This is a genomic window from Azospirillum rugosum (assembly GCF_017876155.1).
Classification (GTDB): domain Bacteria; phylum Pseudomonadota; class Alphaproteobacteria; order Azospirillales; family Azospirillaceae; genus Azospirillum; species Azospirillum rugosum.
In genome coordinates this window covers 66,712-83,685 of the sequence record NZ_JAGINP010000036.1, presented here as the reverse complement: position 1 = coordinate 83,685, position 16,974 = coordinate 66,712, and the positions used below count along the sequence as shown (strand labels likewise).

The following is a 16,974-nucleotide window of genomic DNA, read 5'->3' as shown; positions in this document are numbered from 1 at the left end:
AGGGTGTTCATGCTGCCGTACGGCCTGTTCGATTACCGCCGTACGCGCTGTTCAGTTTCGACCGGACAGCCTGTTCATTTTCACCGGACTGTGCACCGAAGCGGCGGGGGATGCGCTCGCGCACGATCTCCACCACCTTGCGGGCGCCGTCCTCCGGATCATCGGCGGCGACGAAGTAGAAGTCGCTGCCGCCCTCCGCCGGCACCTCCAGGTCGGGCATGCGCCCGGCGTTCACCCGGTGAGCGTTGATGACGATGCGGCTTTCCGCCGCCTGCCGGAAGATCTCGCTCAGCCGCGCCACTGGAACGGCACCGGAGCCGATGACGTCGGCCAGCACCTGCCCGGCGCCGACCGAGGGCAACTGGTCGACGTCGCCGACCAGCAGCGCCGCCGCCGTGCGGGGCAGGGCGCGCAGCAGCGCCGCCATCAAGGGGACGTCGACCATCGAGGTCTCGTCCACCACCAGCAGGTCGCACTCCAGCGGGGCCTCGGCACCGCGCCGGAAACCGCCGTTGGCCGGGTCGGTTTCCAGCAGCCGGTGGACGGTCCTGGCCTCCAGGCCGGTGGTTTCTGACAGTCGCTTGGCCGCCCGTCCGGTCGGCGCGCAAAGCGCCACGCGCACGCCCTTGGCGGTGAGGATCGTCAGGATCGAGCGCACCAGGGTGGTCTTGCCGACGCCGGGGCCGCCGGTCACCACCAGCACCTTGGAGGCCAGCGCCTTGGCCACCGCCTCCTTCTGGCTGGCGGCCAGGGCGATGCCAAGCTTCCCCTCCGCCCAGGGAATGGCCTTGCCGGCGTCGATCACCCCCCAGGAGGGGTCGCCGTCCACCAGGGCTGTCAGCCGGTCGGCGATCTCGCGCTCGGCGTGCCACAGGTGCATGAGGAAGATGCAGCGCCGCTCCTTCACCGTGTCGGCGACGACGCTGCCCTCGGCGATCTCCAGCCGCACCGCCTCGGCCAGCGTCGGCTGCGGGATGTCCAGCAGTTCCCCGGCCAGCGTCAGCAGTTCGTCCTCGGGTAGGCCGCAGTGGCCGTTCGACACCGCCTCCAGCAGGGCGTAAGAGACGCCGGCCCGGGCCCGGATCATCGAGTCCTTGGGAATGCCCAGGCGTTCGGCAATGGTGTCGGCGGTGCGGAAGCCGATGCCACGGATGTCGCGGGCCAGCCGGTAGGGGTTCTCGGTCACCAGCGGGATGGCGTCGGCCCCGTAGGTCTTGAAGATGCGCACGGCGCGCGACGTTCCGACGCCGTGGCTTTGCAGGAAGACCATGATCTCCCGCACGATCTTCTGCTCGGCCCAGGCACGGGTGATCTTGGCGATGCGCTTCGGCCCGATGCCGGGCACCTCGATCAGGCGCTGCGGCTGGGTCTCGATGACGTCGAACACCGCCTCGCCGAAGGCGCGGGCCAGCTTGCGGCCATAGACCGGGCCGATGCCCTTGATCAGGCCGGAGCCGAGGTACTTCTCGATGCCCTCCAGGGTGGTCGGCGGGGCGGCGCGCAGGAAGGCGGCGCGGAACTGCGGGCCGTGCTCGCGGTGCTGCTCCCAGCGGCCCGACGCCTGGATGTATTCGCCGGGGGAGATGGAGGCAGCGTGCCCGACCAGGGTGACGAGGTCCTTGTGGCCGCGCACCTTGACCCGCAGCACGCAGTAGCCGTTCTCGGGGTTGTGGTAGGTGACGCGCTCCACCAGCCCGGACAGCGGCTCGCGGTCCTCGGCGGCAGAACGGGTCGAATCGGAGGGCGTCGGCTTCGGCATGGCCCTTGAGCATGGAGCAGCGGCGATGTGCTGTCACCCGGTCCCGACCGCGAGGCATGCGGAGCTTCGCCATGGTCTCCCCTGAGATGGGGAAGACGATCCGGCACAAGCTCCGCGTCTTCAGCGGGGTGCCGGCTGTCCAGGTGCCCTGGCTGGCTGCATCGCTCGCGGTGCGAACAGTGCCGTGCTCACCCTTTTCACAGTCGTCTGAACAGGGTCGCATCGGTGAGCGCGGAGACCGCGATCAGCCGGCGGTCTCCACCGTTCGGTGCCGCGGACACGAACGCGTGCGGCGGCCGACCGGGACGGTCGTCCAGAGCCATCACGATGAACACCCGCGACGGCTGGCCGACCTTGGTGAAGCGGTCGCCGACCGCGACGTGTGCCGGACGCCCGAACATCAGCGGTCCTCCGGCCGGGGCGCGAGCTCGTCGATGAGATGGCCATAGCGCTCCGGTGGGAGATGCCGCGGGCTGGCCGCCATAGCCCGCAGCGCGGCGTAGCCCGCCGCGGTGAAATGGGCGCGGGGAAACCCCCGATCCGTTTCGGCGATCGTCACCAGCCCGCGCTCCAGCAGGCTCTGAACGGTGGCCGTGAGTTTCGGTTCGCCTTTCCGCGGGCCGGTCGCCCACCGCTTCAGAAGGATACCGTCCGCCAGCCGCGGCGGTTCCGACCAGCGGCTCATGAACTCGCGGCGGATCAGGTCGCGTTCGGCGGCGGTGAAGTCCACGGTATCGGTCATGGCCGCGACCGATAGCACCCGGGCGACGTCCGGTCCAGCGGCGGCCGGGGAAACGTCCGGTACGCCGAAGGGTAGCGCGACGCCATCGGGCCACGCCAGGAGATGGCTTCGGCAAACGGTGCAGTCGCTGCTGCCGAACCCCGGGATCGGGACCGGCAGGGCGGCGAAGCGTTCGACCAGCGCGCATTCGTCGCCGGCGGGAAAAACCCAGCAGCCGGTCACGGTACCCGCCGTGGTCAGGTGGTCGATGTGCCAGCGAAGGCTCTTGTCCCGGCGCATGTGACGGCCGACGCGGGCACGCAGGCCACCCGGGCCGCGGGCGCTGCCGCAGTACAGGTACCGCCCCGGCGGCAGAATGGCCTTGGCCCGGCCGGGCAGGGCGACGTCCATCGCCTCCGCCAGCCTGACGAGCAGAACATAGGCGCCGGCGACGGAAGGGACCGCTTCCGCCGTGCGGTGGAACTGGGAAGCCTGCATGGACATCATCACCGCCACTTCAGCGTGGCTGCCGTGAGGCGTCAACGGGAGACCGCCGGTTTCGTCCTCGATCGGGGAAGGCCGCTTCCGCGATGACTTCCTTCGTCTCCAGCTTCACCGACCGGATGCGCTGCATTCGGCCGGTCTTCTGGATGGGCCGGGCCCGCCCCCCCTCCTCCCGGTATCGATCCCGTCACCGACGGCTGAGGGTTCTTCCACTCCATACCACGAACGGCCCGGCGTCAGAGCCGGGCCTTTGTCTGGCCGTCCGTCCTGCCGGAAGGCGTGGGACGGGGAGGGAGAGGGCCGAGGCGGCGTTTGCGACGGGCTTGGGGGCTGGGAGACAGGCTTCCGGCCGGCCCGTCGCGGAGACCGGACATGTGCGCTTCCAACCACGACGAGACCATCGGCGGGGTGCCCGCCGCACCACCGGCCGAAGCCGAGCCGGCCTTGTGGCAGGCCCGGGCCGAGGCGCACGGCCGCCTCGTCGCCGAGGCCCGCATCCTCAACAAGGACGCCGTCCTGGCGGCGCTGGCCGCGGCGGGGCTCTCCATCGTCACCGTCACCTTCGACGGCTATGGCGATTCCGGCCAGATCGAGGCCATCCACGCCCAGGCCGGCGAGACCGAGATGCCGCTGCCCGACGGCACCGCCGAGATCGTCACCCCGCTCTGGGACGGTTCGGCCCTGGAGCGGCGGCCCCTGCCGCTGGGCGAGGCCGTCGAGGCGCTGACCTACGACCTCCTCGCCGCCACCCACGACGGCTGGGAAGACGGTGACGGCGCGTTCGGCGTCCTCGTCCTCGACGTTGCCGGGCGGGCGGTCCGCCTGGAATACAACGAGCGCTATACCGCCAACGACTACTACGAGCATGACTTCTAAGGGAGGCCGCCATGGCACACGCGTATCATCATGCCCTGTCGTCGGCACGCACCTGGGGAGGGACGGCGGACGAGTACATGGCCCTGCACCAGTGGATCGACGGCTCGAAAGCCATAACCGCTGATTTCCGCCACCGGGCCCTGCGCCATCACGCCGAGGGCATCTTCCTGCTGGAGACGCTGTACGGCGTCACGCTGACGCTGTCCACCGGCCGCGTCGTGCCGGTGCGGCTGATCGGGGAGCAACACGTCCGCGAGGACCTCGGCTTCATCCCCGGCTTTGCCGACTGGGTGCGCTGCATCCGGCCGGAACCCTGGATGGGGCGGGCCCAGCCCTTGCCCCACGGCGTCGATCCCGGCGACGGCGGCTGACGGCCTGTCCCCTTTCCATCTCGACCGGCCCGGCATCAACGCCGGGCCATTTTTTGTTTGGCCATCCTGTCGGCCGGCAGGAGGCGGGCGCACCAAGAGGGAGAGGGCCGAGGCGGTGTTCGCGACGGGCTTGAGGGCTGGAGGACAGGCTTCCGGCCAGCCCGTCGCGGAGACCCGCCATGCCCGACACCGCGCCAACCGGCCGCTCCGGTTCCGACCGGACCAGCCTCTACGCCGAGATCACCGCCCGCATCATCGCCGAGCTGGAAGCCGGCCGGCTGCCCTGGGTGCAGCCCTGGGGAACCCCGGCCGCCGCCGCCCCGCTCGGCCTGCCGCGCAACGCCGCCACCGGCCGCGCCTACTCCGGCGTGAACGTGCTCATCCTGTGGGGCGCCGTCGTCGCCCGCGGCTTCTCCGGCCAGGGCTGGCTGACGTTCCGTCAGGCTTTGGCTCTGGGCGGCCACGTCCGCAAGGGCGAGCGCGGCACCACCGTCGTCTACGCCGACCGTTTTATTCCCGACGACGAGCGTCGACGGGCACGGGACACCGGGGACGAGCCCCAGGCGATCCCCTTCCTGAAGCGCTTCAGCGTCTTCAACACCGAGCAGTGCGACGGCCTGCCCGAGGGCATCGCCGTGGCGCCGCCGCCGATCCCGGAGGGGCTGATCCTGCCGCGGGCCGAGGCGCTGATTCGCGCCAGCGGCATCGAGTTCCGCATCGGCGGTACCCGGGCCTTCTACAGCCCCCAGCACGATTACGTGCAGCTGCCACCTCCGCAGGCCTTCTTCGAGCCCGTGAACTGGCACAGAACGGCTCTCCATGAGGGATCTCACGCGACTGGACACGCTTCAAGGTTGAACCGCGACCTGTCCGGGTCCTTCGGCTCCCGCAAGTACGCCTTCGAGGAGCTGATTGCCGAAATTTCAGCCGCCTATCTCTGCGCGGCGCTCGGCATCGTCCCCACCGTCCGCCACGCCGATTACGTTGGGGCGTGGTTGGACGTGCTGCGTGGGGACGATCACGCCATCGTCCGCGCCGCCAGTCAGGCCAGCAAGGCGGCCGACTATCTCCTCGGCTTCCTGCCCGAAACCGTCCCCGTGGCCGGTGACGAGCGGGAGACCGTGTGATGGGCGCGCTCTCCTTATGGTGCCCGCCGCCCGAGCCGGCGGCGGAGGCAATCCGGCTGCGCGTCCTCAGCCTCGGCGCCGGCGTCCAGTCCACCACCCTGGCCCTGATGGCGGCGCACGGCGCCGTCGGCCCGATGCCCCACTGCGCCGTCTTCGCCGACACCGGTTGGGAGCCGGAGGCGGTCTATCGCCACCTCGCCTGGCTGATGGCGCCGGGCGTGCTGCCCTTTCCGGTCCACGTCGTCTCGGCCGGCGACCTCCGGGCCGACCTTCAGGCCGGGGTGCGGGGACAACGCCGGGCGTCCATCCCCGCCTACACCCGCACGGTCATCCCGCCCGGGACCGTGGTCCCGCTCGTCGGCGAGGACGGCCAGGGCGGGACGGTCGTCGTCGGCACGCGCGTCCTGCCGGCCGGCCGCGTCACCATCGGCATGATCCGCAGACAGTGCACCGGCGACTACAAGGTGGTGCCGATCCGTCGCAAGGTGCGCGAACTGGCCGGGATCGCCGGCCGGCGCTCGCCCACGGTTCCGGCGGTGGAGCAGTGGATAGGCATCTCGCTGGACGAGGCGGCGCGCATGAAGCCGTCGGTCGAGGGCTGGCAGGTCAACCGCTGGCCGCTGGTCGAGCGGCGGATGACACGGCGTGACTGCCTGCTCTGGCTGACCCGGCACGGCTATCCGGAGCCGCCCCGCAGCGCCTGCATCGGCTGCCCCTTCCACTCCGACGCCCACTGGCGGCGGCTGCGCGACGGCGATCCCGACGCCTGGGTCGACGCCGTGGTGGTGGACCGGGCCATCCGCACCGGTTTTCGCGGCATCCGCGGCGAGGTCTATCTCCATCGCTCCGCCGTGCCGCTCGACGAGGCGGACCTGACCACCGACGCCGACCGCGGACAGCTCGATCTCTGGCCCAACGAATGCGAGGGCCTGTGCGGTGTGTAGCTCCTGGTTCCGGAGGGAACGAGAACCACCCGAAGCCGGCCCCACCTCCCTTCCCGACGCAGCCCTTGCCGGAGGATGTGTGATGACCCCTGTGAAACAACCGGCCGCGTCCCGTTTCGTGGTCGAGATCGTGTTCTCGAACGCCGGTGCGGTGTACGGGATCGAGACCTGCCCGGTCGAAGCGGCCGGCCGCGCCGAGGCGCGCAGGATCGCCCTGCGGCGATCGGAGGACAGCCCCTATGACGACGCCCGCATCCCCGATCGCCGGTGCACGGCGCGGGTGAGGCGATCCGTCATGACGGCGCGGTGACGGACCGGGCGTTCAGGCGGGTGGCCTCCCGGACGCCTCCGGAGAGCGGCGCCACGAGGCGATGGTCCGCACCACCCGCAGGGCCTCGTCGTTGTCGTCGATGCACACGTGGCGCCGCAGTTCCGCCACCGCCGGCCATTCGCCTCGTTCGTCGAAAGCCCGGCGCACCGCCGTGGCCATCGCCTCGTCCACCACGAACAATGCTTACCCTCCCCAAAGGCTTCTGCTGCCCCGGGCGGGATGATGCGCATGGCAGTGCTCCCCGGCAAGCGGCCGTTCGGGCAACAAGGAAGCCGCAGGCCGGTTGCGGAGCCGCGCCCGGCTTAAAGGGAAAGGGCAGTGGGGATCGGACGACGGATGAGGAGGTTGGGAGAAAGGCTCCCGGCCGTCCGTCGCGGAGAAGTTCGATATGGCCACGCCCAAGATCGTCCTCAACACCTCGCGCGACATCCCCTTCAACAAGCTGGTGCTGTCCCAGGCCAACGTCCGCAAGGTCAAGGCCGGCGTCTCCATCGAGGAACTCGCCGAGGACATCGCCCGCCGCACCCTGCTGCACGGCCTCGCCGTCCGCCCGGTGCTCGACGCCGAGGGCGCCGAGACCGGCGTCTTCGAGGTGCCGGTCGGCGGCCGCCGCTTCCGGGCGCTGGAGCTGCTGGTCAAGCAGAAGCGCATGAGCAGGACCCAGCCGGTGCCCTGCGTCGTGCGCACCGCCGGCCTCGCCGAGGAGGACTCGCTGGCCGAGAACGTGCAGCGCGCCCCGCTGCACCCGCTCGACCAGTTCCGTGCCTTCCAGACCCTGCGCGAGGCGGGGCTGGGCGAGGAGGAGATCGCCGCCCGCTTCTTCGTCGCCCCCGGCGTGGTGAAGCAGCGCCTGAAGCTGGCCGCCGTCGCGCCGGCGCTGCTCGACGCTTACGCCGAGGACCGCATGACGTTGGAGCACTTGATGGCCTTCACCGTCAGCGGCGACCACGCCCGCCAGGAGCAGGTGTGGGAGGCGCTGTCGCGCGCCTACAGCCGCGAGCCCTACCAGATCCGCCGGCTGCTCACCGAGGGGGCGGTGCGGGCGTCGGACAAGCGGGCGCTGTTCGTCGGCGTGGAGGCCTACGAGGCGGCCGGCGGGGCGGTGATGCGCGACCTGTTCCAGCACGATGACGGCGGCTGGCTGCAGGATCCGGCGCTGCTCGACCGGCTGGTGGCGGAGAAGCTGGAGGCCGAGGCCGCCACGGTGCGGACGGAGGGCTGGAAGTGGGTGGAGGTGGCGCTGGCCTTCCCCTACGGGCACAGCCGGGGGCTGCGCCGTCTGGCCGGCGAGCCGGTGCCGTTGAGCGAGGCGGAGCAGGCCACCTACGACGCGCTGCACGCCGAGTACGAGCGGCTGGAGGGGAGCGAGCCGGCGCACGCCGAGGAGCTGGAGGCGGTGGCGCGGCGCTTGGCCGAGATTGACATGGAATTGCGGGCGCTGGAGGAGCGGCCGCTGGTCTACGAGACGGCCGAGGTGGCGCGGGCCGGCGTGTTCGTCAGCGTCGATGTCGAGGGCGGGCTCCAGGTGGATCGCGGCTACGTGCGGCCGGAGGACGAAGCCCCGGTCGAGCCGGTGGTTCCGGCCGGCAGTGAAGAGACGTCCGCCGTTCCGGCTGGGGGCGGGGCGGTGGCCGCCCAGCCGGCCGCCATTGCCGGCGGTGCCAGCGTGTCGGCTCCGGTGCCGGTCACCGGGCCGGCGGCGTCGGAGGACGACGAGGGGCTGCGGCCCTTGCCCGAGCGGCTGCTGATCGAGCTGAGCGTGCACCGCACGCTCGCCCTGCGCGACGCGCTGGCCAACGACCCCGACACCGCCTTCCTGGCGGCGCTGCACGCGCTGTGCCTGCGCACCTTCACCCAGCGCCCCGGCGCGTCGTGCCTGGAGCTGGAGCTGAAGAGCGCCGGCTTCGGGGTGCAGCCGCCCGACCTCGCCGCCAGCGCCGCGGCCCGGGCGATCGACGCCCGCCAGCGCGCCTGGAGCACCCAGCTGCCGAGCGAGCCCGAGGCCCTGTGGGAGGCACTGGTGGGGTTCGACGGCGACAGCCGGGCCGCCCTGTTCGCCCACTGCGTCTCCTTCGGCGTCAACGCGGTGCACGAGCCGTGGAACCGGGCGCCGCAGCGCGCCGCCCACGCCGACCTGCTGGCCGGGGCGGTCGGCCTCGACATGGCGGCGGCCGGCTGGACGGCGACGGTGGACAGCTACCTCGGCCGGGTGCCGAAGGCGCGCATCCTGGAGGCGGTGCGCGAGGCGCGTGGGCCTGAGGCGGCGCAGCTGATCGACCACCTGCGCAAGCCGGACATGGCCAAGGAGGCCGAACGGCTGCTGGCCGGCAGCGGCTGGCTGCCCGAGCCGCTGCGCCGCCCGCTGGAGCCGACCGGCGGCGATGCCGGCGTGGAGGGCGATGCGGAGGGGGACGGCGCCTCCCTGCCGGCCTTCCTGGCTGGCGACGAGGAGCTCCCAAACGCCGGGGACGACGCAGACCGCACCGAGGCGGCCGCTGCCTGACGCGCACGCCGCGGAGCGGCTCCGGCCGCTCCGCCTCCGTCCCCGTTGCTGGAGGTTCGTCATGACCGAGCCCTTCGTCACCATGGTCGTGCGTCTGCCGGCCGCCGTTCTCGTCGGCGGCGTCCCGGTCCTCGTGATCACCGCCGAGGCCGCCTTCGTCGTGATCCCGGCCTACGGTGAAGCCGCCCTTCCGGATTGGGGGACGCAGCGGGAGCACGTCCTGCTGCGCTTGGCCGAGGAGGAGGTTCGGGAGGAAATCCGCACCGTGATCGAGACCGACAACACGCTGACCCGGCTGGCGCCGGAGATGGTCGGTGACGCCGACATCCACGCCGCCTGCCGGGCCGTGGCTTTGAGCGCCGATCTCGGCGAGGAGCATGGCGCCGCGCGGTTCCGGGCGGCGCTGGCCGCCATCCGTGCGGCCGAAAGCCGCCTTGGCTGCCTTGCGTGATCCGTACCCCTCACCTTGTCCCTTGTCGAGCCCGGCCGCCGCGCCGGGCTCCTGTCTTATGGAGAACCGCCATGCCGATCCCCGACTTCGTGAAGGCGAATTTCGAGACGCTGCTGCGCGCCGCGGCGGCCGGCGACTTGGCGTTGGTGCAGGGCACCGACGCCCACACCGGCGAGACCCGCTTCATTCTGTGCGCTGTCGCGCAACGCGGTGGCGAGGTGGTGCTCACCCCCTTCGGGCACCTCGCCGACGCTGACCCCTATGAGCTTTACCACCCGCCGTTCGATCCCGGCGGCGGGTAGAGGGCGAGGAGGGCGGGGGCCGGGGTGAGCCGGAGCGGATCGAGAGAGCGTCCGCCGGCCGCTGGTCTCCCCGCTCTCCCGGATCCTCCGCCATGACCCTGACCGCCGATCTCCGAACCGATGCCGCCGCCCCCTGTCCTCCGACCCCGGTGGACACCGCGGCGGCCCTGCTCGCCGCCGCGGAGCGGCTGCTGCCCGGCCTCGAACGCGGCCGGGCCATCGACGCCGGCACGCTGCGCGCCGCGATGACCGCGGCGTTCGGCGGCTCTGACGCCGAAGGCGCCTGGAGCTGGAAGCTGGCCTACGACGCCGGCGAAGCGGTGCAGGTGCTGTTCCTGCGCCGCTTTGGCCCGGCCATGCTGGCCCGTGCCGCCAGCCCGGCGGCGTTCCTGGCCATGCTGGAGCGGCTGGCGGGGCTGCTGCCCAGCCAGACCCGCCGCTCCGAGGAGAGCCAGGCCCGGCAGCAGTTCTCCACCCCGCTGCCGCTGGCCGGCGTGGTGGCTGCCGCCGCCGCCCTCACCCCGGCCGACCGGGTGCTGGAGCCCTCCGCCGGCACCGGTCTGCTCGCCGTCTTTGCCGAACAGGCGGGGGCACCTCTTGTCCTCAACGAACTGGCCGACACCCGCGCCGGCCTGCTGGAGCGCCTGTTTCCCGGCGTCCCGGTGGCTCGCTTCGATGCCGCCGCCATCCACGACCATCTCGACCCCACCATCCGGCCGACGGTGGTGTTGATGAACCCGCCCTTCTCGGCGCTGGCGGCGGTGGACGGCCGGGTGGCCGACGCCGCCCTCCGCCACCTCGTTTCGGCCCTGGCCCGGCTGGCCGAGGGCGGGCGCCTCGTCGCCGTCACCGGCGCCGGGCTGGCGCCCGAGCATCCGGCATGGCGGAATGCTTTCGTCCGCCTGCAGGAGCGGGGCCGCGTCGTCTTCTCCGCCGCCATCGACGGGACGGTCTACGCCCGCCACGGCACCTCGGTGGACACCCGGCTGACCATCATCGACCGTGTGCCGGCGGAGGACCCGGCGGTCTTCCCGGCCTCGCCGGGCACGGCCCCCGATGCCGCCACGTTGTTGGAGTGGGTCCGGCGCGGCGTGCCGCCCCGTGCTTCCGTTTCCGCGTCGGCTGCGGCTCCGTTGCCGGTGCTGGTCCGCGCCATGGTGGCACGACCCGTGCGCCGGGCGGCGGCTGTGCCGATGGTGTGCACGCCAGCGTCCGGCCCGGCGGTCGCCGAGTTGGAATACGAGCCGCGCGACTGGACATCGGAGGCGGGGGCCCGCCTCACCGCCGCGCTCTACGAGCCCTACGCGCTGCAATCCATCGCCATCCCCGGCGCCCGGCCGCACCCGACGCCGCTGGTCCAGTCCGCCGCCATGGCCGCGGTCGCCCCGCCCAAGCCCCGCTACCGCCCGCACCTGCCCGCCGCCCTGGTCACCGATGGCGTGCTCTCCGACGCCCAGCTGGAGAGCGTCATCCTGGCCGGCGAGGCGCACGCCGGCCACCTCGCCGGCAGCTGGACCGTGGATGAGACCTTCGATGTGGTCTCGGCCGCGCCGGACGATGCCAAGGACGCGGTGCGCTTCCGCCGCGGCTGGTTCCTCGGCGACGGCACCGGCGCCGGCAAGGGCCGGCAGGTCGCCGGCATCCTGCTCGACAACTGGTTGAAGGGCCGCCAGCGCGCGCTCTGGGTCTCGAAGTCCGACACCCTGATCGAGGACGCCCGGCGCGACTGGTCGGCGCTTGGCCAGGAGCCTCTGCTGGTCACCCCGCTGTCGCGCTTCCGTCCCGGAACGCCGATCACCCTGGAGCGCGGCATCGTCTTTACGACCTACGCCACCCTGCGCGGCGACGGCGGCGAAGGGGCCGTGCCGCGCGTCCAGCAGATCGTCGACTGGCTGGGCCGGGAGTTCGACGGGGTCATCGTCTTCGACGAGTCCCACGCGTTGCGCAATGCCGGTGGAACCGCCGGCTTCGGCCGCGACGGCGGTCCCGTCACCCCCTCCCAGCAGGGCCGGGCCGGCCTGCGCCTCCAGCACGCCCTGCCGGACGCCCGCGTGCTCTACGTCTCGGCCACCGGCGCCACCACCGTGCACAACCTCGCCTACGCCCAGCGCCTCGGCCTGTGGGGCGGCGCGGACTTCCCCTTCGCCACCCGCGCCGAGTTCGTCCAGGCCATCGAGGCCGGCGGTGTGGCCGCCATGGAGGTGCTGGCCCGCGACCTCAAGGCCCTCGGCCTCTACGCCGCCCGCTCGCTGTCCTTCGAGGGGGTCCGCTACGAGATGGTCGAGCACCGGCTGACGCCGGGGCAGGTCGCCATCTACGACGCCTATGCCGCGGCCTTCGCCATCATTCATGCCAACCTGACCGCGGCGCTGGAGGCGGCCAACGTCACCGGGGCCGGCGGCACCCTGAACCGCGCCGCCAAGGCCGCCGCCCGCTCCGCTTTCGAGGGCGCCAAGCAAAGATTTTTCAACCATCTGATTTCTGCCATGAAAACGCCGACCGTGCTCAAGTCCATCGAGCGCGACCTTGCCGCCGACCACGCCGTGGTGGTGCAGCTCGTCTCCACCGGCGAGGCGCTGATGGAACGCCGTCTGTCCGACATCCCCACCGAGGAGTGGGGTGATTTGTCGATCGACGTCACGCCGCGTGAGCTCGTCCTCGAGTACCTCGCCCACTCGTTCCCGACCCAGCTGCACGAACCCTTCACCGACGCCGACGGCAATCTGTCCTCCCGGCCGGTGTGGCGGGACGGTCAGCCGGTGCCGTGCCGCGAGGCGGTGGAGCGGCGCGACCGCCTGATCGAGCGTCTGGCCGCCCTGGAGCCGGTGCCGGGGGCGCTCGACCAGATCGTCCAGCGCTTCGGCGCCGACATGGTGGCCGAGGTCACCGGCCGCTCGCGGCGCATCGTCCGCAAGACCGGTCCCGGCGGGGACGACCGGCTGGCGGTGGAAAGCCGCCCCAACTTGGCCAACCTCGCCGAGACCCAGGCCTTCCTCGACGACGAGAAGCGCATCCTGGTCTTCTCCGACGCCGGCGGCACCGGCCGCAGCTACCACGCCGATCTCGGGGCGAAGAACCAGCGGCTGCGGGTGCACTACCTGCTGGAGGCGGGCTGGAAGGCCGACGCCGCCATCCAGGGGCTGGGCCGCTCCAACCGCACCAACCAGGCGCAGCCGCCGCTGTTCCGCCCGGTCGCCACCGACGTGCGGGCGGAGAAGCGCTTCCTCTCGACCATCGCCCGCCGGCTCGACACGCTGGGCGCCATCACCCGCGGCCAGCGCCAGACCGGCGGGCAGGGCCTGTTCCGCGCCGACGACAACCTCGAATCCATCTACGCCCGTGCCGCCCTGCGCCAGCTCTACGGCCTGCTCCACGCCGGCAAGGTCGAGGGCTGTTCGCTGGGCGCGTTCGAGGCGGCGACCGGCTTGGCGCTGTGTGACCGCGACGGCGGCCTGCGTGAGGAGCTGCCGCCGATCACCACCTTCCTCAACCGGCTGCTGGCCCTGACCATCGGCTTGCAGAACACGCTGTTCACCGTGTTCGAGCAGTTGCTTGCCGCGAAGATCGAGGGGGCCATCGCCTCGGGCACCTACGACCGCGGCGTCGAGACGCTGGTGGCCGACAGTTTCACGGTGACGAACCGGCGAACGCTTTACACCCACCCGGCGACGGGGGCGGAGACCCGGCTGTTCACGCTCGCCCGGCGCGACCGCAACCGGCCGCTGGGCCTGGAGGAGGCGCTGGAGAAAGGGACCGGACCGCAGGCGCGGCTGCTGGTGAATGCCCGCTCAGGCCGGGCGGCGGTGGCGGTGCCCGCCGCCGGGCTGATGCTGGACGACGGCACGGTGGAGCGCCGGGTGCGGCTGCTGCGGCCGATGGAGCGCCTGACCGTAACGGTGGCCGAGCTGGCGCAGAGCCACTGGCGCCCAGCCGAGCCGGAGGCCTTCGCCGCCGCCTGGGAAACGGAGGTCGCCGTAGTGCCGGAGTTCTCGACCAGCACCCTGCATCTGGTGACCGGGCTGCTGCTGCCGGTGTGGCGGCATCTGCCGGACACGAACCTGCGGGTGGTGCGGTTGCAGACCGACGACGGCGAACGGGTCATCGGCCGGGTGGTGGCGCCGGACGCCCTGGCCGAGGTCGAGCGCAATTTCGGTGCCGGCGCCGGTGCCGTGCCGGTGCCGTCGGCGGAGCAGGCCTGGGCCTCGGTGCTGGAGGGGCGGGCGGTGCTGCATCTGGCCGACGGGCTGCGGCTGCGCCGGGTCACCGTGATGGGCGCCCACCGGTTCGAGTTGTCCGGCTTCACCGAGGGCATGGTGGAGCGGCTGAAGGCGCTGGGGCTGATGTCCGAGATCATCGCCTGGACGTTGCGTCTGTTCGTGCCGGTGGGCGAGCGCGGGCCGGCGGTGTTCGCCGCCCTGCTGGCCCGCCACCCCCTGCTCCGTGTTGTCGACCGGACGGGGCCGTGACGGGCCGGCGCCATGTCCGTTGCGTCGGAGATGGCGCAGCGCCTCGCGCGGGAGGCCGAGGCGGTGTGCCGCCATTACCTGCCGCACGGGCGGCGGGAGGGGCGTTACTGGCGGGTCGGTGACGTTCACGGCACGCCGGGGGAGAGCCTCTACGTCCGGCTGCATGGGGGTGCTATCGGTAGATGGGCCGACGCTGCCACCGGCGAGCACGGTGACCTGCTCGACCTCATCGGGCTTAACCGCGGTCTCGATCGGCTGGTTGCGGTGCTCGACGAGGCCCGTGTCTTTCTCGGTTCGCCGCGGGCGCCGCCGGAGCCACGGTGGGAGCCTCCAGCCCCCATCGGATCGCCGGAGGCCGCCCGCCGCCTGTTCGCCCGCTCCCGGCCGCTCGCCGGCACGCTGGCCGACACATATCTGCGCAACCGCGGCATTCCGGATGTCCGGAAAGACGGCTCCCTGCGCTTCCAGCCGCGCTGCTGGTACCGCAACGCCGATGACCGGCTCGCCCAGGGACCGGCGCTGATCGCCGCGGTCACCGGTCTGGACGGCCGCGTCACCGGCGTGCAACGCACCTGGCTCGCCTCGTCCGGCCGCGGTAAGGCGGCGATGTCGTCACCGCGCCGCGCGCTGGGCCACCTGCTCGGCAACGGCGTCCGCTTCGGCGTGGCCCGCGACGTCCTGGCGGCGGGGGAGGGCGTCGAGACCATGCTGGCGCTGCGCACCGTCCTGCCGGCCGTGCCCATGGTCGCCGCACTGTCGGCCGGCCACCTCGCCGCCCTGTGCCTGCCGCCGACGCTCCGCCGCCTCTACGTCGCCCGCGACAACGACGCCGCCGGACGCCGGGCGGCCGAGCGCCTGGGGCGCCGCGCCGAGTCCCTCGGCATCGAGGCGCTGGTCCTGGCACCGGTGCTGGGCGACCTCAACGACGACCTGTTGGCGTTCGGGCAGGCGGCGCTGCGGGCGCACCTGCGGGCCCAGCTCGCCCCGGAGGATGTGGCGCGCTTCTGGGCCGGCCGTGATCGGTCATGGGGAGCCTGAGCCTTGGCGGACGGGCGCCGGTCGGAACGGGCGGATGCCGGTCCAGCCGGCGGGAGACCGCGGCCACGGCCTTCCAGCGGGCGATCGGGCGGCAGCCGGGCCGGCTCCGCAACGGCGGGGAGCAACTTTCTTCCCCGGCCGGCCAGGCCGGCCTTCCTCGCGGGACAAGAAAGCCGCCCCCCGCCGTCCTGCGCTGACGCTGCGGCCCAAGAGGGTGCGGACCCGCCCCGCCCGCCGCTGGGGGATCGCCACGAAGGCCGCGATGGGCGCGGCCGATCCTCCAGCCGAAGGGCAACCGCCATGATCACCGACCGCGACGCTGCCGGGCTCCGCCACGCCTCCTCCCCCACCGACCACGCCCTGACCGAACTCCAGCTCTACGGCCACCGGCCCTTCGAGGACGATCCCGATCCCCGCCCACTGCCCGACGAGACCGCCATCCGCGCCGCGCTGGCCGACGTCTTCGACGCCCTGGTCTCCACCCTGACGGACACCCGCCTCGAACCCGACCTGGCCGACCTGCTGTGGTCCACCGTCAACCTGTTCCACCGCGCCGCCGACCGCGTGCAGCGCGAACTCGACGACAACGAGGACGCCCAGAAGCGCAGCCAGCGCGAACAGGACGGCTCGGAAATCCGCTCGGTCGAGCTGGAACGGCTGCTGGCCGAAGGGCTGACGCTGATCGAGCGCCGCATTGCCATGGAGGCCTTCCGCGACCAGGCCGCCGAGCTGTTCGAGGTCCACACCGGCTCCGGCTGGCGGCCCCGGGCCGGCTCGCTGATCAGCCACCGCACCCTGACGGCGTCGCTGATCGACAGCCGCGACTTCCTCGCCGCCAAGCGGCGGACCGAGACCGAGCCGCTCCTGCCGGCCGGCCCGCGCATCGCCTTCACCGGCGGGGTCGAGTGCAACGACCACCACCGCATCTGGGCGGTGCTCGACAAGGTGCGCGCCAAGCACCCCGGCATGGTGCTGCTGCACGGCGGCAGTCCGAAGGGGGCGGAACGGATTGCCGCCTGCTGGGCCGAGCACCGCAAGGTGACGCAGGTGCTGTTCCGCCCCGACTGGGCGCGCCACGCCAAGGCGGCCCCCTTCAAGCGCAACGACCGGCTGCTGGAGGCGCTGCCGATCGGCATCGTCGCCTTTCCCGGGTCCGGCATCGCCGCCAACCTTGCCGACAAGGCTCGGCGCCTCGGCATCCCGGTCTGGCGCTTCGGCGACGGCGCCGGCGACGCCTGAGCGCCGCCATTCCGGCGATCTGCTTCGGCGGATCGCCGGCTTTCCGTAAATCCGTTATCCTGGACAGCCGGATCAGCGGCTATGCGCCAGGAGCCGCCGTGTTTGTACGGCGGTTCAGCGGCAGGAGCGGGCCGGCAGCTTCAGGGGGGAGTTGGATTGGAAAGCGGTCTTGCGCCACGCAGCTTTCAGGCGTGACAGCACCGAAATTGGCACCTGAAAACCCTTGTATCGCTAAAGCTGTTGGCAGAGCAAAATTTGTCCTATATAACAATTTTCCCTGTTGTTAGCCCCATGAAAAATGGCACCTCACACCATACAGTATACCGGCGAGCAAGCCAGGAG

At 72.2% G+C, this 16,974-nt stretch carries 15 protein-coding genes; 11 read left to right on the top strand and 4 right to left on the bottom strand.

Annotation, left to right across the window (positions count from 1 at the left end; all coding sequences use genetic code 11):
* Positions 1–7: 7 nt before the first annotated feature.
* From recD2 to J2851_RS33350, 3 genes are all read right to left on the bottom strand, one after another.
* Positions 8–1,759: an SF1B family DNA helicase RecD2 gene (recD2, locus tag J2851_RS33360; RefSeq protein WP_209772694.1), complete on the bottom strand. Its 1,752-nt coding sequence runs from the start codon at positions 1,757–1,759 to the stop codon at positions 8–10.
* A 197-nt stretch (positions 1,760–1,956) separates the two neighbouring features.
* Positions 1,957–2,160: a hypothetical protein gene (locus tag J2851_RS33355; protein ID WP_209772691.1), complete on the bottom strand. Its 204-nt coding sequence runs from the start codon at positions 2,158–2,160 to the stop codon at positions 1,957–1,959.
* Positions 2,160–2,978: a GIY-YIG nuclease family protein gene (locus J2851_RS33350; RefSeq protein WP_209772688.1), complete on the bottom strand. Its 819-nt coding sequence runs from the start codon at positions 2,976–2,978 to the stop codon at positions 2,160–2,162. Before J2851_RS33350 ends, J2851_RS33355 begins: the two co-directional genes overlap by 1 nt.
* Positions 2,979–3,356: 378 nt before the next feature.
* Between J2851_RS33350 and J2851_RS33345 the strand changes: the two genes are divergently transcribed.
* The 5 genes from J2851_RS33345 (at position 3,357) to J2851_RS33325 (ending at position 6,612) form a co-directional block, all read left to right on the top strand.
* Positions 3,357–3,860, top strand: coding sequence for a DUF6878 family protein (locus J2851_RS33345; RefSeq protein WP_246501102.1), 504 nt, complete (start codon positions 3,357–3,359; stop codon positions 3,858–3,860).
* A gap of 11 nt (positions 3,861–3,871) precedes the next feature.
* On the top strand, positions 3,872–4,231 hold the full coding sequence (locus J2851_RS33340; protein ID WP_209772685.1) for a DUF6915 family protein: 360 nt from the start codon (positions 3,872–3,874) through the stop codon (positions 4,229–4,231).
* A gap of 179 nt (positions 4,232–4,410) precedes the next feature.
* A complete protein-coding gene (locus J2851_RS33335; RefSeq protein WP_209772683.1) occupies positions 4,411–5,358 on the top strand; it encodes an ArdC family protein in 948 nt (315 codons plus the stop codon).
* Positions 5,358–6,302, top strand: a complete 945-nt coding sequence (locus J2851_RS33330) for a hypothetical protein (RefSeq protein ID WP_209772680.1) — start codon at positions 5,358–5,360, stop codon at positions 6,300–6,302. The genes J2851_RS33335 and J2851_RS33330 overlap by 1 nt, the downstream gene beginning before the upstream one ends.
* Positions 6,303–6,384: 82 nt before the next feature.
* Complete coding sequence (locus J2851_RS33325; protein ID WP_209772677.1) at positions 6,385–6,612, top strand: hypothetical protein; 228 nt, start codon at positions 6,385–6,387, stop codon at positions 6,610–6,612.
* A 12-nt stretch (positions 6,613–6,624) separates the two neighbouring features.
* Here J2851_RS33325 and J2851_RS33320 read toward each other — a convergent pair whose 3' ends face one another.
* The gene (locus tag J2851_RS33320; protein WP_209772674.1) at positions 6,625–6,813 is read right to left on the bottom strand and encodes a hypothetical protein; all 189 of its coding nucleotides are present in this window, start codon (positions 6,811–6,813) and stop codon (positions 6,625–6,627) included.
* A gap of 208 nt (positions 6,814–7,021) precedes the next feature.
* On the opposite strand from J2851_RS33320, the gene J2851_RS33315 reads away from it, so the two are divergent.
* The 6 genes from J2851_RS33315 to J2851_RS33290 all read left to right on the top strand — a co-directional run bounded on the left by J2851_RS33315 (position 7,022) and on the right by J2851_RS33290 (position 16,632).
* The gene (locus J2851_RS33315) at positions 7,022–9,136 is read left to right on the top strand and encodes a ParB/RepB/Spo0J family partition protein (protein ID WP_209772671.1); all 2,115 of its coding nucleotides are present in this window, start codon (positions 7,022–7,024) and stop codon (positions 9,134–9,136) included.
* A 61-nt stretch (positions 9,137–9,197) separates the two neighbouring features.
* Entirely contained in the window at positions 9,198–9,587 is a 390-nt protein-coding gene (locus J2851_RS33310; RefSeq protein ID WP_209772660.1) for a hypothetical protein, read from the top strand.
* A 71-nt stretch (positions 9,588–9,658) separates the two neighbouring features.
* Positions 9,659–9,889 (top strand): DUF6117 family protein, encoded by a 231-nt coding sequence (locus J2851_RS33305; RefSeq protein ID WP_209772658.1) that lies wholly within the window; start codon positions 9,659–9,661, stop codon positions 9,887–9,889.
* A gap of 92 nt (positions 9,890–9,981) precedes the next feature.
* Positions 9,982–14,355, top strand: coding sequence for a bifunctional class I SAM-dependent methyltransferase/DEAD/DEAH box helicase (locus J2851_RS33300; protein ID WP_209772656.1), 4,374 nt, complete (start codon positions 9,982–9,984; stop codon positions 14,353–14,355).
* A 12-nt stretch (positions 14,356–14,367) separates the two neighbouring features.
* Entirely contained in the window at positions 14,368–15,393 is a 1,026-nt protein-coding gene (locus J2851_RS33295) for a DUF7146 domain-containing protein (protein WP_209772653.1), read from the top strand.
* A 300-nt stretch (positions 15,394–15,693) separates the two neighbouring features.
* Positions 15,694–16,632 carry a DUF2493 domain-containing protein gene (locus J2851_RS33290; RefSeq protein ID WP_209772650.1) on the top strand — a complete coding sequence of 313 codons (939 nt, stop codon included), beginning with the start codon at positions 15,694–15,696 and terminating at the stop codon, positions 16,630–16,632.
* Positions 16,633–16,974: the final 342 nt, after the last annotated feature.